The organism is Paenibacillus piri (assembly GCF_004354045.1).
Classification (GTDB): Bacteria; Bacillota; Bacilli; order Paenibacillales; family NBRC-103111; genus Paenibacillus_S; species Paenibacillus_S piri.
Window position 1 is genome coordinate 18,237 of sequence record NZ_SMRT01000001.1, and the last position, 17,889, is coordinate 36,125.

13 protein-coding genes are annotated in these 17,889 nt (G+C 54.6%); 12 read left to right on the forward strand and 1 reads right to left on the reverse strand.

The window, feature by feature from the left end; translation table 11 throughout:
• Nucleotides 1-72: 72 nt before the first annotated feature.
• From E1757_RS00100 to cdaS, 12 genes are all read left to right on the forward strand, one after another.
• Nucleotides 73-1,419 (forward strand): ABC transporter substrate-binding protein, encoded by a 1,347-nt coding sequence (locus E1757_RS00100; protein ID WP_133224785.1) that lies wholly within the window; start codon nucleotides 73-75, stop codon nucleotides 1,417-1,419.
• 115 nt (nucleotides 1,420-1,534) lie between these two features.
• Nucleotides 1,535-3,349 (forward strand): cache domain-containing sensor histidine kinase, encoded by a 1,815-nt coding sequence (locus E1757_RS00105; RefSeq protein WP_133224786.1) that lies wholly within the window; start codon nucleotides 1,535-1,537, stop codon nucleotides 3,347-3,349.
• Entirely contained in the window at nucleotides 3,324-4,943 is a 1,620-nt protein-coding gene (locus E1757_RS00110) for a helix-turn-helix domain-containing protein (RefSeq protein WP_165971885.1), read from the forward strand. Before E1757_RS00105 ends, E1757_RS00110 begins: the two co-directional genes overlap by 26 nt.
• A gap of 503 nt (nucleotides 4,944-5,446) precedes the next feature.
• Complete coding sequence (locus E1757_RS00115; RefSeq protein ID WP_133224788.1) at nucleotides 5,447-7,882, forward strand: EAL domain-containing protein; 2,436 nt, start codon at nucleotides 5,447-5,449, stop codon at nucleotides 7,880-7,882.
• 180 nt (nucleotides 7,883-8,062) lie between these two features.
• Nucleotides 8,063-8,749, forward strand: a complete 687-nt coding sequence (locus E1757_RS00120) for a GntR family transcriptional regulator (RefSeq protein WP_133224789.1) — start codon at nucleotides 8,063-8,065, stop codon at nucleotides 8,747-8,749.
• Nucleotides 8,750-8,828: 79 nt separating this feature from the next.
• Nucleotides 8,829-9,854 carry an alcohol dehydrogenase catalytic domain-containing protein gene (locus E1757_RS00125; protein WP_133224790.1) on the forward strand — a complete coding sequence of 342 codons (1,026 nt, stop codon included), beginning with the start codon at nucleotides 8,829-8,831 and terminating at the stop codon, nucleotides 9,852-9,854.
• Between the two features lie 4 nt (nucleotides 9,855-9,858).
• Entirely contained in the window at nucleotides 9,859-11,109 is a 1,251-nt protein-coding gene (locus E1757_RS00130; protein ID WP_133224791.1) for a nickel pincer cofactor-dependent isomerase, group 22, read from the forward strand.
• Nucleotides 11,110-11,473: 364 nt separating this feature from the next.
• Entirely contained in the window at nucleotides 11,474-12,520 is a 1,047-nt protein-coding gene (locus tag E1757_RS00135) for a tripartite tricarboxylate transporter substrate binding protein (protein ID WP_133224792.1), read from the forward strand.
• A 9-nt stretch (nucleotides 12,521-12,529) separates the two neighbouring features.
• On the forward strand, nucleotides 12,530-13,432 hold the full coding sequence (locus tag E1757_RS00140; protein WP_133224793.1) for a DMT family transporter: 903 nt from the start codon (nucleotides 12,530-12,532) through the stop codon (nucleotides 13,430-13,432).
• 15 nt (nucleotides 13,433-13,447) lie between these two features.
• Nucleotides 13,448-13,909: a tripartite tricarboxylate transporter TctB family protein gene (locus E1757_RS00145; RefSeq protein ID WP_133224794.1), complete on the forward strand. Its 462-nt coding sequence runs from the start codon at nucleotides 13,448-13,450 to the stop codon at nucleotides 13,907-13,909.
• Between the two features lie 13 nt (nucleotides 13,910-13,922).
• Nucleotides 13,923-15,419, forward strand: a complete 1,497-nt coding sequence (locus tag E1757_RS00150; RefSeq protein WP_133224795.1) for a tripartite tricarboxylate transporter permease — start codon at nucleotides 13,923-13,925, stop codon at nucleotides 15,417-15,419.
• A 45-nt stretch (nucleotides 15,420-15,464) separates the two neighbouring features.
• Entirely contained in the window at nucleotides 15,465-16,109 is a 645-nt protein-coding gene (gene cdaS, locus E1757_RS00155; RefSeq protein ID WP_133224796.1) for a sporulation-specific diadenylate cyclase CdaS, read from the forward strand.
• Between the two features lie 134 nt (nucleotides 16,110-16,243).
• On the opposite strand, the gene E1757_RS00160 is transcribed toward cdaS, so the two are convergent.
• Nucleotides 16,244-17,392: a winged helix DNA-binding domain-containing protein gene (locus tag E1757_RS00160; RefSeq protein WP_246078949.1), complete on the reverse strand. Its 1,149-nt coding sequence runs from the start codon at nucleotides 17,390-17,392 to the stop codon at nucleotides 16,244-16,246.
• Nucleotides 17,393-17,889: the final 497 nt, after the last annotated feature.

Consider the following 17,889-nt stretch of genomic DNA (forward strand, 5'->3'; position numbering starts at 1 on the left):
GCATCTGATAACATCGAGTCTGTAAAGGGTTACAAAAAATTTACACTACAATTCCGATACGGAGGGGTTTATATGAAAAAAAGTATGCTCGTACTAAGCGGTGTCCTGTTGACAACGACAGCGCTCGCCGGCTGCGGCAGCGGCAAAGATAACGCAGCGCCAGGCAATAACGCGGGCGGCGCGGCTGGCTCCGCCAATGCGCCGGTCACGATTAAGGTGCAGGGTTGGTATACCGAGCCTCAGGGCAATTGGAACGCAACCGTAGAAGCTTACAACAAAACGCATCCGAACGTGAAAGTGGTTTATGAGAGCATGTCTGAGAAAGGCGATTCCCAGGAAGGGATGAAGAAGCTGGACCTGTTGGCCGCTTCCGGCGATCAAATGGACGTCGTCATGTACTCGAGCGCTTCCGATTTCGCGCAGCGCGTCGGCGCCGGCATTTTGGAGCCGCTTGACGATTATTTGAAAAAAGATAACGTGGTCGTCAAAGACGAATACAAGATCGACCCGGCCGTGAACGGCAAATATTATGCGCTGCCCGGCAAAATGATCGAATGGTTCGTTATGCTGAACAAAGATAAGCTGGACGCAGCAGGGCTGCCGGTTCCGACCGATTGGACCTGGGACGATTACGCCGAATATGCGAAAAAGCTGACCAAGGGAGACGGTCCAAGCAAAACGTACGGCTCCTACTTCCACACATGGAAGGACTACGCGCAGCTGCTGCAAAATAACGATGTCGACAACTCGTATATCGTGAAATCCGACGGCTCGGAAAATATCGACAACCCGAAAGTCCGCACATCCCTGGAACTGCGCAACAAGATGGAAAACGTGGACAAAACATCGGTTCCTTATTATGAAGTCGTATCGCAAAAAATGAACTACCGCGATGTGTATTACGGCGGTAAATCGGCTATGCTGGCTACAGGCAACTGGATGGTAGGCGAATTGGCGCTGAACGGCAAGTTCAAAACGGTATTTGCCCCATATCCGAAGGCGGACGCGAAGGATCCGAACGGCTACACGTTGGTCGGCGCGGACTTCATGGGCGTAGCCGCATCCTCCAAGCATAAGCAGGAAGCTTATGATTTCGTCAGATGGTATACAACCGAAGGTATTCAAACGCAAGGCCTGTTTTTCTCCGGCTGGAAAAAAGCGGATCTGAACAAAAACGTCGACGCGATTTTGAGCACGGGCAAACCGGAGCAATCCGCTTTGATCGACAAAGAGTCCTTGCTGAACACGCTGAAAGTGAACAAAGCGACGAAGCTGGTTATTCCTCCTACGTATGCACTGCAGCAGGAAAAAGAATTTTTGAACCAGGTCGAGCTGTATTTGACCGGCAAGCAGGATTTGGATAAAACGATTCAAACCGCTAAAACGAAAATTGAAGATATCAAGAAAAGCAACAAATAATGGCATTATGGAAAGCGGCCGGCAAGATCGAACTTCGGACGGTTTGCTGATATAATGCAAGAGGAGGCGAAAGTCTCCTCTTTTTCTCATTTCAACAGGAAAGGCGGCGGGTACAATGCCGCGCTGGCTGCATGCGTTATCGCTTCGCCATAAACTGGTGCTGACCATCCTGGTTTGCCTCGTATTGCCGTCGCTCGTATCGATGAATGTATCCAATCTGTTCACGAGGGGGGTCGTTCGAACGCAGGTGACGGAAAACTCCCAGGAAGCGATGCGAATCGTCAATCAGTTTATATCGGAACAGGTTAAAAATATGATATATGTGATGAACTTCGTGCAGTTCGACGAGGAGCTGCAGCTGTCGATCCGGGAGCTGGGACGGGTCAATGCCTCTTCCGCCCAAGGCGATGTGCTCGCCTACAAGAAAACGATCTCGAAGCGGCTGGATACGGTCATCAATTCGCTGGGGCATTTATATGTGACCGTGCTGCTGCCCAACCAGCAGTACGTCGCGTCATATACGACCTTTGCCTTCGATCCGACATCTTTCTTCGAGAAAAGCTGGTTCCGGGATTTGGAGCAGGTGACCGGCTATAACGTCAAATGGGTCGGTGCGGAGCCGAACTATGACCTGCAGGCGGCGGAGAAGCCCTATTTGCTGACGGTGGCCAAGCCGCTGCGAACGAACTCGGCCACATACGGCTATGTCGTGGTCAGCCTGGAAATGGATGAGATCCAGAAGCTGCTCGGCCAGTACAAGGCGAATGAGCTGATGGTGATCATCGACCGTCAGGGCCGTATTGTCGTCGATCCAAACTACGATAATATCGGGACGGCGTTCCCGTATTTCGACCGGCTGCCCACGGACGAGAGCGTCTCGTTTTTGGAGGTGGCCGGGGAGGAATACATTATGCTGAGCGAGCAATTAACGCCGGAATGGAAGCTTGTCAGCATGAGCCCCTACAAGGAAGCGGCGCAAAAGATCGAGTCATTCCGGCGTGTCGATTTCCTGATCCAGCTGCTGTTTCTCGTACTGTTCGCGGTCATCGTACTGTACATAGTGCGCACGTTGACCCAGCCGATCGCCCGGCTTGTTCAGACCGTCGTGCGCATCGAATCCGGCCAGCTCAGCGAGCGCTCGAACATCAGCGGGGAAGATGAGGTCGGGCGTCTCGGCTACGTGTTCGACCGGATGATCGACCGCATTGAGCGGATGATCGAGGAGAACCGCCGCGAGCAGGAGCTGAAGCGGAAGGCGGAGCTCGCCATGCTGCAGGCGCAGATCAATCCGCATTTCCTGTTCAACGTGTTGAATTCGATCCGCTTGAAAATCATGATGAAAGGAGACGAGGATAATGCGGAGCTGATCAGCTCGCTGTCCTCTCTGCTGCGGATGACGATCAATCGGAACAACGAATTTATTCCGCTTCATGAAGAAATCGAGATCAACAAGCACTACATCCGGCTGCTCAATTCCCGGCACGGCGACCGGGTCGTGCTGCGCGTGCAGGCCGCATCCGATACGTTGATGCTGGAAGTGCCGCGCTTCATCCTGCAGCCGCTCATCGAAAATGCCTATATCCACGGATTGAAAAGCAAATCCGGGGAAATCGTCATTGCGACGCGGCGGTGCGAGGACGGCAGGCTGCAGGTGGAGGTGCGGGATTCGGGCATCGGCATGCCGGAGGAGCGTCTTGCCGCGCTTCGCGCCGATTTGGAATCGTTCCGGCGCGCGGATGCGGATGACGGGAAGAAGTCTTTATCCGGCATCGGGATCAGCAACGTATTTGAACGGCTGCAATTAATATATGGCGACCGATTCGATTATGAAATCGAAAGCGAGCCGGATCGGGGCGTGCGGATCGTGCTGCGCTTCCCCGATCGGACAAAGGAGGCGGGACAAGATGTATTCGGTCAGGATCGTGGATGATGATTTGCCGGTGCTTGAATTTTTGACGACTTCGATTGGGTGGGAGGAGCTTGGCTTTCAATTGGAGGGTACCTACCAGGATCCGATCGAAGCGCTAGAGGCGGCGCGTCTCGGCGGGACGGACGTGCTGATCAGCGACATCGGCATGCCGGAGCTGAACGGTCTTGAGTTGATCGGCCGGCTGCGGGCGGAGCATCCCGAGTTGAAGGTGGTCATACTATCGTGCCACGACGATTTTCAGTATGCCCAGGCCGCGGTCAAGCTGGCGGTGAGCGATTATGTGCTGAAGGAAACGATGAACGCGCATAACATCACCGAGGTGCTCGCCCGTTTGAAGGAGCAGCTCGATGCCGAAGCCGGCCTGCAGTCGAAGAGCCGCAAGCTGGAACGGGAAGCCGAGCAGAACCGGAGCGCGTCCAAGCGTCATTTTATAAGGAGCACGGTGAACGAGCCGCTGCTCGATCCGGCGGAGTGGAGCCGGAAAGCGGAGGAATACGGTATCCGGCTGGGACAGCATGCCGTCCTGCCGGTGTTCGGCTACGCGAACAGGCTGAGGGAAGCCGGCGACCGGTTTCAGTCGCAGGATTTGTTCATGTATACGATTGAAAACATCGTGGAAGAGCTGCTCGCCGATCAGAAGGAGACCGCGCTGTTCACGTACGATATGGGTGAAATCGTGCTGCTGTTCCCGCATTACTCGCAGCTTCATGTCAACAACAGCCAAAAGATCGAGCAAAGCCTGCGCGAAATTCAGAACTGCCTGCTGCAATATGCGAAGGTTCCGTTCTCGTTTCTGACCGGCGCTCCGTCGAAGGACGCGCGGTCGCTGAAGGATCAGCTGATCCATATGGCCGAAGCGAAAAGCTTGCGGTTTTATTTGCCGGAGTCATCCGTCATGAAGCTGGAGCATGTCCGCGAAGGGTTCGGGGAAGGGGACCAGCTGCTTGCCCAATACATGCCGGCTCTGGAGGAGTTCCGGCGCGTCGTGTTCGAGGAACGAACGGATATGATCGACGCCTACGTGTCCAAGTGGATCGACTATATTAACTATCACCGCTTTCGGCCGATGGAGGTTAAGGAATGGCTGCTCAAAATGATTCTCGACGTCCGAATGCGTCTGAAATCGCTGCAGCATTACCAGTCGACCTTCGCTTCGGAGCTGCTGCATCACGACGTGCTTGAGCTGACGTCGATCCGCGAGCTGGAGCTGTGGCTGAAAGATTATTTGCGGCAGGCGATCCAGTGGGCGGGACAGGTGTACCGCGAGTCGCACAACCGCGAAATTTTGGAATGCCAACGGTTCGTATACAATCATCTGGACCGGAAAATTTCGCTCGAGGACGCGGCAGAGCATCTCCATCTCCATCCGAGCTATTTGAGCCGGTTGTTCAAGCGGGAAACCGGGGAAAATTTCGTCGAATACGTCACCCGGATGAAAATGATGAGAGCGAAGGAGCTGCTGGAAATTACCGACAAAACCGTGGAGGAAATTGCCGAAATGCTCGGCTACGAGAATAAAAATTATTTCGGCAAGCTGTTCAAGGCGCATACCGGTATTTTGCCGAACGCCTTCCGCGGACAAATGAAGGGATAGAGCAAGCGGGAATACCGGAAAGGCTGCGCATCCGGCCGGGGAATGTCCGAAATTGGCCCGACCGACCATGCTTGCCGGAAGCTTGACATCCGCGGGAGCGAGCCGATTAAGCCCGTACATGGGCGAAAACCGCCGTTCGTGCGGGTAGCGGCACGAAAACTAAAGAAGAAGCCGAGGGATGCTGCCCCCGGCTTCTTCTTCAGTTGAATAGAAAGTACAAGTTTTTCATACTTGGCTTCACACAACCTTGACAAACGCGCTCGTCCATTAAGGACGGCAAAGCCGTTTATCCTTGTGGATTCAGCTTGTGGCGAGCCGGCATTGCTTCGCCGTTAATGTCGCCTGCGAAGCGGACGATTCCAGCGCGTAAAAAGATTAAAAAACTGAAAATAGCGGCGTCAATCCGTTCAAAACGGACCCGAAAATACCGATATACTAGAACAATGCAGAAATCGCGATCCATGGCGATTGATCGGCAAGTTGGAATATGGGGAGGAAGCAGGTTGGAGCATATTCATGGTTCGTTTGATGCGATCGCTGTCGGGTGTTCTTATGCGATTGCTGTGTTAGCCTCCTACACGGCGCTCGATTTGGCCGGAAAGGTGAGCTTGTCCAAAGGGACGGGCAGATGGCTATGGCTCTTGTTCGGGGCCGTCGCGATGGGCACGGGGATCTGGTCCATGCATTTTGTCGGGATGCTTGCTTTTACGCTGCCTGTCCCGGTGGCGTACGATTTCATGATCGTCCTTATCTCGGTCGTCACCGCAATTGCGGCTTCGTTTATTGCCTTATATGTGGTCGGACGGAACGAGCTGACGCTGCGGCAGCTGCTGGTCGGCGGAATGCTGCTTGCCGCGGGCATCGCCTCGATGCATTACATCGGCATGGCTGCGATGCTGATCGAAATCACGTACGATCCGCTGCTGTTCACGCTTTCCATAGCGACCGCCATTGGTGCGTCTATCGCCGCATTGTGGCTGTCATTTTACTTCCGCAAGGGAGGCGGGAAGGGGGGCGCATTGAAGAAGCTGGCAAGCGGTTTGGTGATGGGCGCGGCCATTGCCGGCATGCATTACACAGGCATGGGGGCAGCGCAATTTCGTCCGGAGGCAAAACCGCCGCTGTCCGTAAGTATGACATTGGATCATCGGCTGCTTCCCTATTTTATTTCGGCCGGCGTTTTGTGTACATTGGGATTGTTTTTGCTCGCCGTATTTATCTCCAGACGATTTGCTCTGAAAGACACGGAAATGCTGGAGAACGAGAAATGGTACAAATCGTTGTACGAGCATAATCAGGACGGCATTATTTCGGTGGACCTCCGCCGACAGGTCACGGGCTTTAACAGGGCCGCCTCAAATATGACCGGAGTCGATGCCGCCCGCTTTTATCATCAACCGGTGAGCGCGATTCTTTCGCTTATCGTCGAGCAGGAGCGGGAGCGGACGCAGAAGCGGTTTATGAAAGCTTTTGGCGGCGAAAGGCAAAGCTTTGAAACGGCGATTGCCCATCGCGGCGGGCATCGGGTCGATCTGAGCGTCGTGATCGTTCCGGTCATGGTGGACGGCCAGGTCGTCGGCAACCATATCATTGCCAAGGATATAACGGAGGAGAAACGGGCGAAGGAGCAAATTCGACATCTTGCTTTTCACGACGAGTTGACGGGGCTGCCAAACCGCCGAATGTTTAACCAGGCGATTTCCGAAACCATTGAGGATAGAAGAGACAAACCGGGGCAGTTTGCCGTTATGGTCCTCGACATCGACCGGTTCAAAATGATCAACGACTCGCTGGGCCATACTTACGGGGACTTGTTTCTGAAGGAAGTCAGCGGGCGAATCCGGCAAAGCGCGGAAGGGTTCGACGTGACGGTAGCACGGCTCGGCGGAGACGAATTTACGCTGCTTTGCCACGGCCGCTACGATGGGGACGAAACGTCCGTATTGGCCGAACGGATCATCCGGACGATTCAACTGCCGTACCGGCTGAAGGACAATGACTTTTATGTGACGGCCAGCATAGGCATCGCCGTATTCCCCGAGCATGGCCGGGACGCCGTCGATCTGCTCAAAAATGCGGACACGGCCATGTACGAGGTGAAAAAGCAGGGTAAAAACGGGTTCCGTTTTTTTTCGCCGGAGCTCGACGCGCAGCTGCTGGAAAAAATCGAGCTCGAGGGCGATTTGCGCAAAGCAGTCGAACGGGGCGAGCTTGTGCTTTACTACCAGCCGCAATTCCGGGCGGGGGACCAGCAGCTGGTCGGCGTCGAAGCGCTCACCCGCTGGAAACACCCGACACGGGGGCTGCTGTCGCCAGGGGTGTTCATCCCGATTGCGGAAGAAACGGGGATGATCTACGAATTGGGAACCTGGGTGATGCTTGAGGCATGCCGGCAAATGCGCGAGTGGCAGGCGGCAGGCGGCCCGCTGATTCCCGTATCGGTCAACTTGTCCACCCAACAGTTCCATCAGCCGAATCTGGCAGGCTATATTCGCCGGATTCTCGGAGAATCGGGGCTGGAGGCGCAATATTTGGAGCTTGAGATCACGGAAAGCATGATGATGGACGCCGATGTCTCGACCGGCACTTTGCATGATTTGAACGAAATCGGCGTGCGGATTAGTCTGGACGATTTCGGCACGGGCTACAGCTCGCTCAACTATTTGAAGCTGTTTCCGATTCATAAGCTGAAAATCGACCGCTCCTTTATTCGGGATATCACCTTCAACGACGATGACAAGGCGATCGTATCGACGATCATCTCCATGGCGCAGCATTTGAATATGGAGGTCATCGCCGAAGGGATCGAGACGAAGGAACAGCTCGATATTTTGCTGGATAAGAATTGCAAGGAAATTCAAGGTTATTATTTCAGCAAGCCGCTGCCGGCTGACGAAGTGAGGGCGTCCTTTTTCATGCAGCACCGCCATGCGAATTAATGCAGGCGGAACTGGTACGGCCGCAGCGGATGCGAAACAGTGAGGTTTTGCATGGAAAACCATCTAAAAAAAATGATTGACGCCATCTTTCAGGATTATATATAATATGACCTGTGATATATAATTTATCGTTTCATATATAATCATAGCAAACCGTTTGAAGGACGAAGGAGGTGGAACGTGAGTATTTCCGGGCAAGTTTCAGCGGCTTCGTTAAAGGATACCGTCAGGCAAGCTATTCGGGATGCGATCATTTCCAATCAACTCAAGCCGGGCGAGCGAATTATTGAGACGGAAGTGGCGAAAAGTCTCGGCGTCAGCCAAGTGCCTGTCCGGGAAGCGCTTCGGGGGCTGGAAGAGGAAGGGCTCGTCAAATCGGTCAAATATACCGGTGCATTCGTTACCGAAATCGATATTTCGGAAATTTTCCATATGTACACGCTTCGTGCGGAGATCGAGGCCAATGTGATCGCTCATATTTTGCCTTCGTTAACGAAAAGGCACTTCGGAGAGCTGTACGATATCGTGGAACGGATGAAGACGAATGGCGCGCCTCATGATCATGCAGCCGCATCCGCGCTCGATCTTCAGTTTCATTGGACGATTGTCGAGTGGGGGCAAATCGCCGTGTACAACCGGATTTGGAGCATGGTGAACAATCATATTCACCGCTTTATCGCCTATATGCATCCGCGCACGATTGAAGACGGCCGAGATGATTACGAGTATCATAAGAGGCTTATTGAAGTGCTGGAGCAGGGTGATATCGACCGGGCGAAAGCCGACTTCAGGGCACATATCATGTGGGCATTCAGCAAACTGAGCACGACTTCCGGAAAAGGCGGTGCGGCGGACGCTCCGGAATAGCCCGGGGGTCATTATTTTGTAAGCGGTATCATATAAAATTGACAATGCATTCAAATTGAAGAGGGCGAGGAGAATCGGGATGAAAAGCTTGGTATGGACGAGACCGGAAATGATGGAGATTCAAGAAGGGGTCGAGCCTGTCATGGCCGAGGAGGAAGTGCTGCTGAAGGTGGATGCGGTCGGCATATGCGGCTCCGAGCTGGAAGGGTATTTGGGCCATAACAGCCTGCGGGTGCCTCCGCTAGTCATGGGACATGAATTCAGCGGTACGATTGCAGGCGTCGGCTCCCGGGTTCAAGGCCTTAAGACCGGTCAAAAGGCGGTTGTCAATCCGCTGAGCTCCTGCGGTCGCTGCAACTCCTGCCGCAAAGGCCTGGTGCAGCTGTGCAAGGAACGGTCGATCGTCGGCATTCATCGTCCGGGGGCTTTTGCCGAATATGTGAACGTTCCGGCCGCCTCGATTCACATCATACCGGAGACACTCAACCCGTTCCGTGCCTCGCTGACCGAGCCTCTGGCCTGCTCGCTGCGGGCGGTGCGGCGGGCGATGGCCGACCATCCGTTTGCCAACGTCGTTGTGATCGGCGCGGGCACGATCGGATTGCTCAGCTTTCTTGTCGCCCGGATTTTGGGCGCATCGCGGGTCGTTGTCGTCGATATGAACGAGGCTCGTCTGCAAACGCCGAAGCGGTTAGGGGCTTATGGCACGATCAGCCCGGCCGAACCGGGATATATCGGAAAGATCAGGGACGCGATGGGACCATCGGGAATCGACGTGGTGATCGATGCGGTCGGTTACCAGCCGACGCGTTCGGCGGCGATCGAACTGGTCAATCCGGGAGGCACCGTGATGAATATCGGTCTCGGCATCGACCAGACGCAGCTTCCCGTTAATGTCTGTATCCGCAGCGAAATCAGCATTCTGCATTCGTTCTGCTATCAGGCGCAAGATTTCCACGACGCGCTTCAGCTGCTCGTCAACGGACAAATCGACGAAACCGGCTGGTCGGAAATCCGTCCGCTGCACGAGGGGAACCAGGCCTTCCAGGATTTGCTCCAGGGCAGCGTGCGCAACGCGAAAATTTTTCTAAAGGTGGAGGAATGAAACAATGACGATCATTGAACAATTGCTCGAGGATATCCCCCTGCCCCGTATGGTCAAAGTGCGCCAGAAGTTCGATGCGCCTGAAATTCAAGATGTAGCCGGCGCCGTGCACCAGGCCTTGCAGGAAGCGGGCGTCATGAGCCGCGTTGCAGCGGGCGACCGCGTGGCCATTGCCGTAGGCAGCCGCGGCGTGGCCGACATCCCGGTATTGGCGAGAGAGATGGTCAGTGCGGTCAAAGCGGCTGGCGGGGAGCCGTTTGTCGTTCCGGCCATGGGCAGTCATGGAGGCGCGACAGCCGAAGGACAGCTCGACGTATTGGAACAGCTGGGCGTGACCGAAGCATTCATCGGAGCGCCGATCGTCGCCAGCATGGAAGTGGTGGAAGTCGGGCGGCTGCCGAACGGGCTTCCGATCTACACGGATAAGCACGCGTATGAAGCTGACAAAATCATCGTCATTAACCGCATTAAGCCGCATACGGCGTTCCGCGGCCCGGTGGAAAGCGGTCTGATGAAAATGATCACGATCGGCCTCGGCAAGCAAAAAGGGGCGGAAGCGGCTCACGCTTACAGCTTTAAATATATGGCAGAGCATGTGCCCGAAATGGCCAAGGTAGTATTGGCGAAGGCGCCGGTTATTTTCGGACTGGGAACGTTGGAAAATGCTTATGACCGACCGGCCAAAATCGTTGCCGTCCCCGCCGAAAAGCTGGAGGAGACGGAGCCTCAGCTGCTCCTGGAAGCGAAGGCGCTGATGCCGAAGCTGCTGTTCGATCCGATTGACGTACTGGTTGTCGACGAAATCGGCAAAGATATTTCAGGCGACGGCATGGATCCGAATATAACTGGCCGTTACGCGACCCCTTATGCCAGCGGAGGTCCGGAGGTCGTCCGAATTGCGGTGCTGAGCCTGACGGACAAAACGCACGGCAATGCCAACGGCCTGGGAATGGCGGATATGACGACGAGAAAAGCGTTCGATGCGATCGAATGGGAAAAAGGGTACGCCAACGCGTTGACCAGTACGGTGATCGACGTTATCAAAGTCCCGATGGTACTGGAAACGGCGGAGCTGGCCGTCAAAGCGGCGATCAAAACATGCAATGCCAAAGATATAAGCAAGGCCCGGCTCGTGCGCATTCCCAATACGCTGCATTTGAAGGAAATCTGGATTTCGGAAAGCTTGCTGCCCGAAGCAATGGCGAACGAGCAAATCGAGGTGCTGTCGGAGCCTGTTGCCCCTGCGGCATGGTGAGACTTCGGAACGAAAGGTTCGATTGGCCGCCATCCGGCGACAACGCGCGCGAAGCTCGCGCGCGTTGGAACAAATAAATGAATATGCGCTTCCAAAACGAAAGACGCAGGGGGAGGTGATGCGATATCGAACCAATGCTTTGGGTGAGCTGTCCGCCATAACCGATGGCAGACGAACAATTCGTGACGCCGGGAGCAAAATCGCTGAGTGCACGTCATCAAGCCGGCTTCTTTTACAAACGCTTTCATCGTAACTTTGTTTGATAATATAAAACAAATTGCAGCCAGAGCTTGTTATCATACAGGACAATGTTCGTTTCTTAGTTAGACTAAACCATTGAACGCGGCAGAAGGAGGAGTATTCGATGAAACAAGGTTTATGGAAAAAATGGGTAGGGGCGGCTGCGGTAATCAGCATGCTCGCATTAACCGCTTGCGGTGCCGGAGGCGGCAGCAAGGCTGCCAATGGGGGGGCTCCGGCCGACGGCAAAAAGACGGAAAAATCGGCGGCGAAGCCCGATTTCCCGAAACGGGCGATCACGCTGCTTGTCCCCTACGCAGCCGGCGGAGGAACGGACGCAACGGCCCGGGCGTTGGCGAAAGCCGCGGAAAAGACAATCGGCCAGTCCATTACGATTGTGAACAAAACAGGCGGCGGCGGTGCGGTCGGGTTCGTCGAAGGCGCCAATGCCAAGCCTGATGGATATACGGTAACGATGGTTACGGTCGAGCTGGCCACGCTGCACCATCTTGGTTTAACTCCGATCACGTACAAAGAGTTCAAGCCGATTGCGCAAATTAACTTCGATCCGTCGGCGATTACCGTCAAAGCGGATGCCAAGTGGAAAACCGCCAAAGAATTTATGGATTACGTGAAGGCGCATCCGGGCGAAGTGAAGCTCGGCAACTCCGGACCCGGCTCGATCTGGCATTTATCCGGCGCGGCAATTGAGAAAGCAACGGGAGCGAAATTCAACCACGTTCCGTTCGACGGCGCTGGGCCTGCCGTTACCGCACTGCTGGGCGGCCATATCGATGCGGTGCCCGTCAGTCCGGCCGAGGTGAAAACGCATGTGGACAGCGGAAAGCTGAAAACGCTTGCGATTGTTGACGGCAAGCCGTCGGATGCGCTTCCCGGCGTGAAGACGCTGGAGGAAGAGACCGGCATTAAGCCTACATATCTGGGCCCATGGCGCGGCGTAGTGGTTCCGAAAAATACGCCGAACGATATCGCCAAGGTGCTGGAGGACGGATTCATGAAGGCGGCCGAAGATCCGGAGTTTAAGGACTATATGAAGAAAAGCGGCCTCGGTCAAGTCGTCAAGGATCATCAGGGCTTCGGGAAATTAATGGAAGAGAGCGACAAATCGTTCGGCGAACTAATTCCGGCATTGGGACTCGCCAAGAAGTAGGACGGGCCGATGAACAGGCTGATCGCTATTCTTTGTTTGATCTGGGGCTCGAACTGGGCTGTCATGAAAGCGGCGGTAGACTACTTTCCTCCGGTGATGTTCTCGGCGATCCGCTTCCTTGTAGGCGCTTTCATATTATTCACGATTTTGTATGTGAAGCGGGTCCCGCTGCCGAAGAAGTCGGACTGGAAGTGGTACACGGTTTGCGGTCTGCTGCAAACGACGTGGATTTACGCGGTCAATCAGCCTGCGCTTGAATATGTGAATGCGGGCGTCGTCTGCATCCTCGGCTTTACGATGCCGTTGTGGCTGACGGTCATGGCACACTTTCTTATCCCTGGCGAGCGTCTCACCTGGAACAAGGCAGTCGGACTTTGTTTAGGCATCGGCGGCTTGTTTCTGGTTATGAAGATCAATCCCCTGCAGATGGAATGGAAGGGCGCGGAGCTGATCGTCGAGCTGCTCGTTATTTCGGGGGCGATGGCTTGGGCTGTCGCCAATCTGATCATTAAAGTCAGGCTGCAAGGCAGTGACAAATTTCAATTTACCGCCTATCAAATGGGAATCGGTGCCTTGGCTCTGCTGGGCATCTCCCTTTTTTACGAGCAGGGACAGACGATCATTTGGAACTGGGCCTCGCTGGCTTATATCGTCTTTGCCGGAGGAATCGCCTCTGCTCTTGCTTATGTGCTGTGGTTTTACATTTTGTCCAAAGTCGAAGCCGGCCGGGCGTCGGTTACGCTATTATTTATTCCGGTCATCGGCGTGCTTTCCGTCTGGCTCGTGAACGGGGAGCCCCTGGATATCCAAACCGTTTGCGGAATTGTACTCGTCGTCTTGGGAATTGCAGCGGTTCATAAAAAAGCTGGCGTCCGGGCGCGTCCGGTCAACCCAGACGGACATACCGGATGACCGGACGGAGGAAGGATGAAGTTGATGGTGAAAAATGCAGGCGTGTGGTTCGGTTTTCTCGTTTTTCTTCTCGGCTGTACGATGTTTTGGCAGTCGTTGTCACTGGACTATAGAAGCTCCATCGGTCCGGGCCCGGGATTATTCCCGTTGTGGCTGAGCAGTGCGCTCATTATTTTATCGCTGCTGTACATCGCGGAATCGGTCAAAAAAGAAGTGTTCCGGATCGCGGATCTTATTCCGAAAGGGAGAGGCCTTGGCAATGTGGTCGCCATTTTGGTCTCCTTTGTCATCTTCATCGTTGTCGTTTCGTTCGCGGGCTTTGTCATTGCCGGAACGCTGCTGGTTTTTCTGCTCCTGGTCCGGGAGTACAAATGGTACAAGGCTCTGGGCATCTCGTTCGCAATTGCGCTGATTACATTCGTCATTTTTCAGACGCTGCTGGACGTGCCGCTGCCCGTCAATGACTTAGGTTTTTAAGGAGAGATCATATATGGAGCAATGGATCGCGGGCTTTGCAACCGCGTTGTCACTGTCAAACTTGCTGTACTGCCTGATCGGAGTAACGATCGGTATGCTGGTAGGCGTGCTGCCCGGTTTGGGACCGACAACCGGAACGGCGGTGCTGCTGCCTATTTCATTCGGCATGGAGCCGGTATCGGCGATTATTATGCTATCCGGCATTTATTACGGGGCTATGTACGGGGGAACGATCACCTCCGTTCTCATTAATACACCCGGCGAGGCCGCCTCGGTCATTACCTGTTTGGACGGGCATCCGATGGCGAAGCAGGGGCGTGCCGGAACCGCGCTTGGGGTGGCCGGACTCGGGTCGTTTATTGGCGGTACGGTCTCTTTATTCGGTCTCGCCTTTGTCGGTCCGCCGCTGGCGGAGTATGCGCTCAAATTCGGTCCGCCGGAATTTTTTGCGCTGATGGTGCTAGGCTTGACGATGGTGATCGGGCTGATGGGTAAATCGCTGGTCCGCGGCATGATATCGGCCGTTATCGGCTTGAACCTGGCCTTGATTGGCATGGACCCGATGTCGGGCTCGCTCCGGTTTACGTTCGGGGAAGTGCATCTGATGAGCGGGATTGATTTCGTGACGGTGGCGATGGGGTTGTTCGGCCTGTCCGAAATATTAATAACAGCCGAACAAAGCTATAAGTCGGAAAAGATCGCAGCGGTAAAAGGCGTTCTCCCCAAACGGGAGGAATGGAGACCGACAAGCATGGCGATTGGCAGAGGCACCGTGCTCGGTTTTATCACCGGACTCATCCCCGGGGCCAACTCCGTCATTCCGGCGATTTTGTCGTATTCGCTGGAGAAGAAGCTGGCCAAAGACCCGTCGCGCTTCGGCAAGGGAGCGATTGAAGGGGTGGCCGGACCGGAGACAGCCAACAACTCGTACTGCGGCGGGGCGCTTATCCCGCTGTTTACGCTGGGAATTCCGAGCTCACCGACCATCGCCATCCTGCTGGGGGCGTTTATTATGCATGGATTGACCCCCGGTCCAACCTTGTTCAATAACAACCCCGAATTCGTATGGGCGATTATCGCCAGTATGTTTATCGGGAATGCGATCCTGTTATTCATGAATTTGCCCATGGCGGGCGTCTGGGCGAAGATTGCGATGGTGCCGTTCAAGCTGCTTTTTCCCGTGATCCTTATTATTTCCGTCGTAGGTGCGTATACTGTAAGCAACAGCCTTTGGGATGTGGGAGTGATGCTGGCGTTCGGCATATTGGGCTATGTGATGAAAAAGCTCGATATTCCGATGGCGCCCATCGTGTTAACGTTTGTGCTGGGCAAAATGATGGAAAGCTCGCTGCTGCAATCGTTAACGATGTTCCAAGGGAACCTGCTTGCCATCTTCGAGCGTCCCATTGCCGGGACGATGCTCGGCTTGTCCATTCTGATTCTCGCGCTCAGCTTTATTGCGGGCATTATGAAAAAGAAAAGCATTCTGGCAAGCGACGTGGAAATGTAACAGCTTTCGACCCGACTATCCTGAATGATCCGAGGTGTTCGCCGGATGCAGTCTACCCACTGCGATGCTTCTGCTTTAAAGGTACAGCTAAGACAGCAACTAACTCATATCGGGGATGAAATTCAACGCAGTCTGGACCATTTGGACCAGGATGCATACTGCCTGCTGACGGAACTTGACGATGTGAAAGAAGCATTCCGATCGGTGGAATCGATCGCCGCTTCCTTTTACCTGCAATGCTACCTGGCGTCGTTTACGACGAGCTATGTAGAGCTATCCGTCGGTATTCAGCATTTGGCCGAACGGCGCCACGGCGCGTTAATCGTCATACAGCGCAGCGATGAGCTTGAAGCCTTCATTCATTCCGGCATTCCGATAGCGGCGACTCTCAGCCACTCGCTGCTGGAATCGATCTTCTATCCTGGCAACCCGCTGCATGACGGCGCAGTGTGGATCAAGGAGGACCGGATTGTTTCCGCAGCCAATGTGCTGCCTGTATCGTCCGTATGGAATGGGCATAAAAAAATGGGAACCCGCCATCGTGCCGCAATGGGCTTATCCGAGCGGACGGATGCGCTTGTGCTCGTCGTCTCCGAAGAAACCGGTATCGCCTCCTTCGCATATGAAGGCAAGCTGCATCCGATGAACGCGATCGGGCAGATGGTGGAGAAAACGGAATTGTTCAGTTAAGCGGCCGGCCGCGCTCTTGCCCGATGGGGAGAGGCAGCCGGCTTTTGTTTCCAGGAAAGGATACGCAGCAAATTTCTGCGGATATTCGATTGGGTTTTGCTTGTTGAATAGTCCGTAAACGGATCGGGGGCGGATCAGGCCGGGGGCGAAAACCGGATATCCCGATCGCCGGCGTCCGCCGCGGCGAAATCGAGCAGCTTGGCGCCTTCTTCGATGAGCGCCTCTTTTTCGTTCGGCGCCAACGGCTTGAAGGGTTCGATCATAAGAACCGCCTCATTTTTTTGCCGTTCGATACTCCAGATGCCGTGCACGAAGCCGTCGACGAGAAATGTCGCATGAATGATCCCGTTGACGGTGAAAACCCGCTTCCGATCTTCGTCGGCAATAATCCGGCTGCGGTCCTGATAGGAGAGAAGCATGTTGTCGAACTCGGCCAAATAGCGCACGGGAACGGGCATGTTGGGATCGGGCAGCGCGGCGTCGGGTACGTCGAACAGCTCGTTCCCGTTCGGATCGGCAAACGTGCGCAGCTGCGGGCGAAGCCGCTCCGTCACCTCGCGGATGCGGGTCAGACCCGACCATACTTGCATATCGGCAGCCGTTGCCGGGCCGAACGCTCTCAAATAGCGGAGCATCAGCGCATCTATTTCAACATCGGCAGCCAATGGCTTTCCGAGCCAATGCTCGGCCGATGTGTGCATGGCCTGGCCGCCCTGGCCCCAAATGCCGCGCGGCGGAATTTGGACAAGCGGCACCAGCGTGCGTACGGCGGCCGCGAGGGCCGCCGGGTCGGCCTCGCTCCACCTCGACTGCAGAAGCTGGCCGAGCTCGTTGAACGTCCGCGGCTGCTCCTCGACCAGCTCCCTTCCGACAGCTGCTGCTGCATGCGGATCTGCCCCGGCCAGCTTTCGCCCGTGATTGCCTTTAAAGCCCCGGTCCAGCACGGGCTGCAGCAGCGGCCGAAGGGCTAAGCAGTCGCGCGCGGTAACAAGAAAGATCGTAGAGCGCATAAGTGCAATGCGGACGGCGTCGCGATTCAGCATCAGCCTTGACAAGGAATCGTGGGTGAAGCCGTCGAGCCGCGTCCATAAGCCGATATAAGGCGGCAGGGGCGCCTGCGACTGCAGCCCGATCAGATGCTCGAGCGCATCGGCGACGGACAGCCGCGCCCGCTGGATGAGAAATTGCCGGGCTAACAGCGCCCGGTTAAGCTCGCGGGGACCGAGAATCCGGTCCGGCTTGCCGCGTTTCGAGTTAACGGCGGGATCAGACTTCATCCGCATGTTTTGAAAGCTCCTTTATCACCGTATATTTTTCCCACTCGCTTTTGACGTGCATGATATTAGCTTCCTTTTATTTCATTTTGACATCGGTTCACATATTTGTCCATTTTCCAACAGAGTTCCGAAGCGCGTCCCGCGGTTTGCTCGAACAAGGGCATATCGTCCTACGAGCTCCGCTATCCGTATTTACCATTGTTCAATATTTTGAAACATTTCCCGCATTGACAGTATCCGAGTAAAACAGTATGATTTATTTATTCTTTTACCTTAATAAAGTGTTCACCTTATTTTACGAATTATCCTATTAATTGGTAAAAATAAAACTTGCGAATAAGAGTAAGCTGCAAAGGTGACGCCTTTTTCATACGGAAAAAGGTGTTTTTATCTGTTGTAAAGTATAAGTTTTAACCTTTACTGTGCCAACCTTGACAACAGGCCAGTCCTTTAAAGACGGCGAAGCCGTTTGTCCTGGCGATTTTCCAAACCGGTTTCCGCTC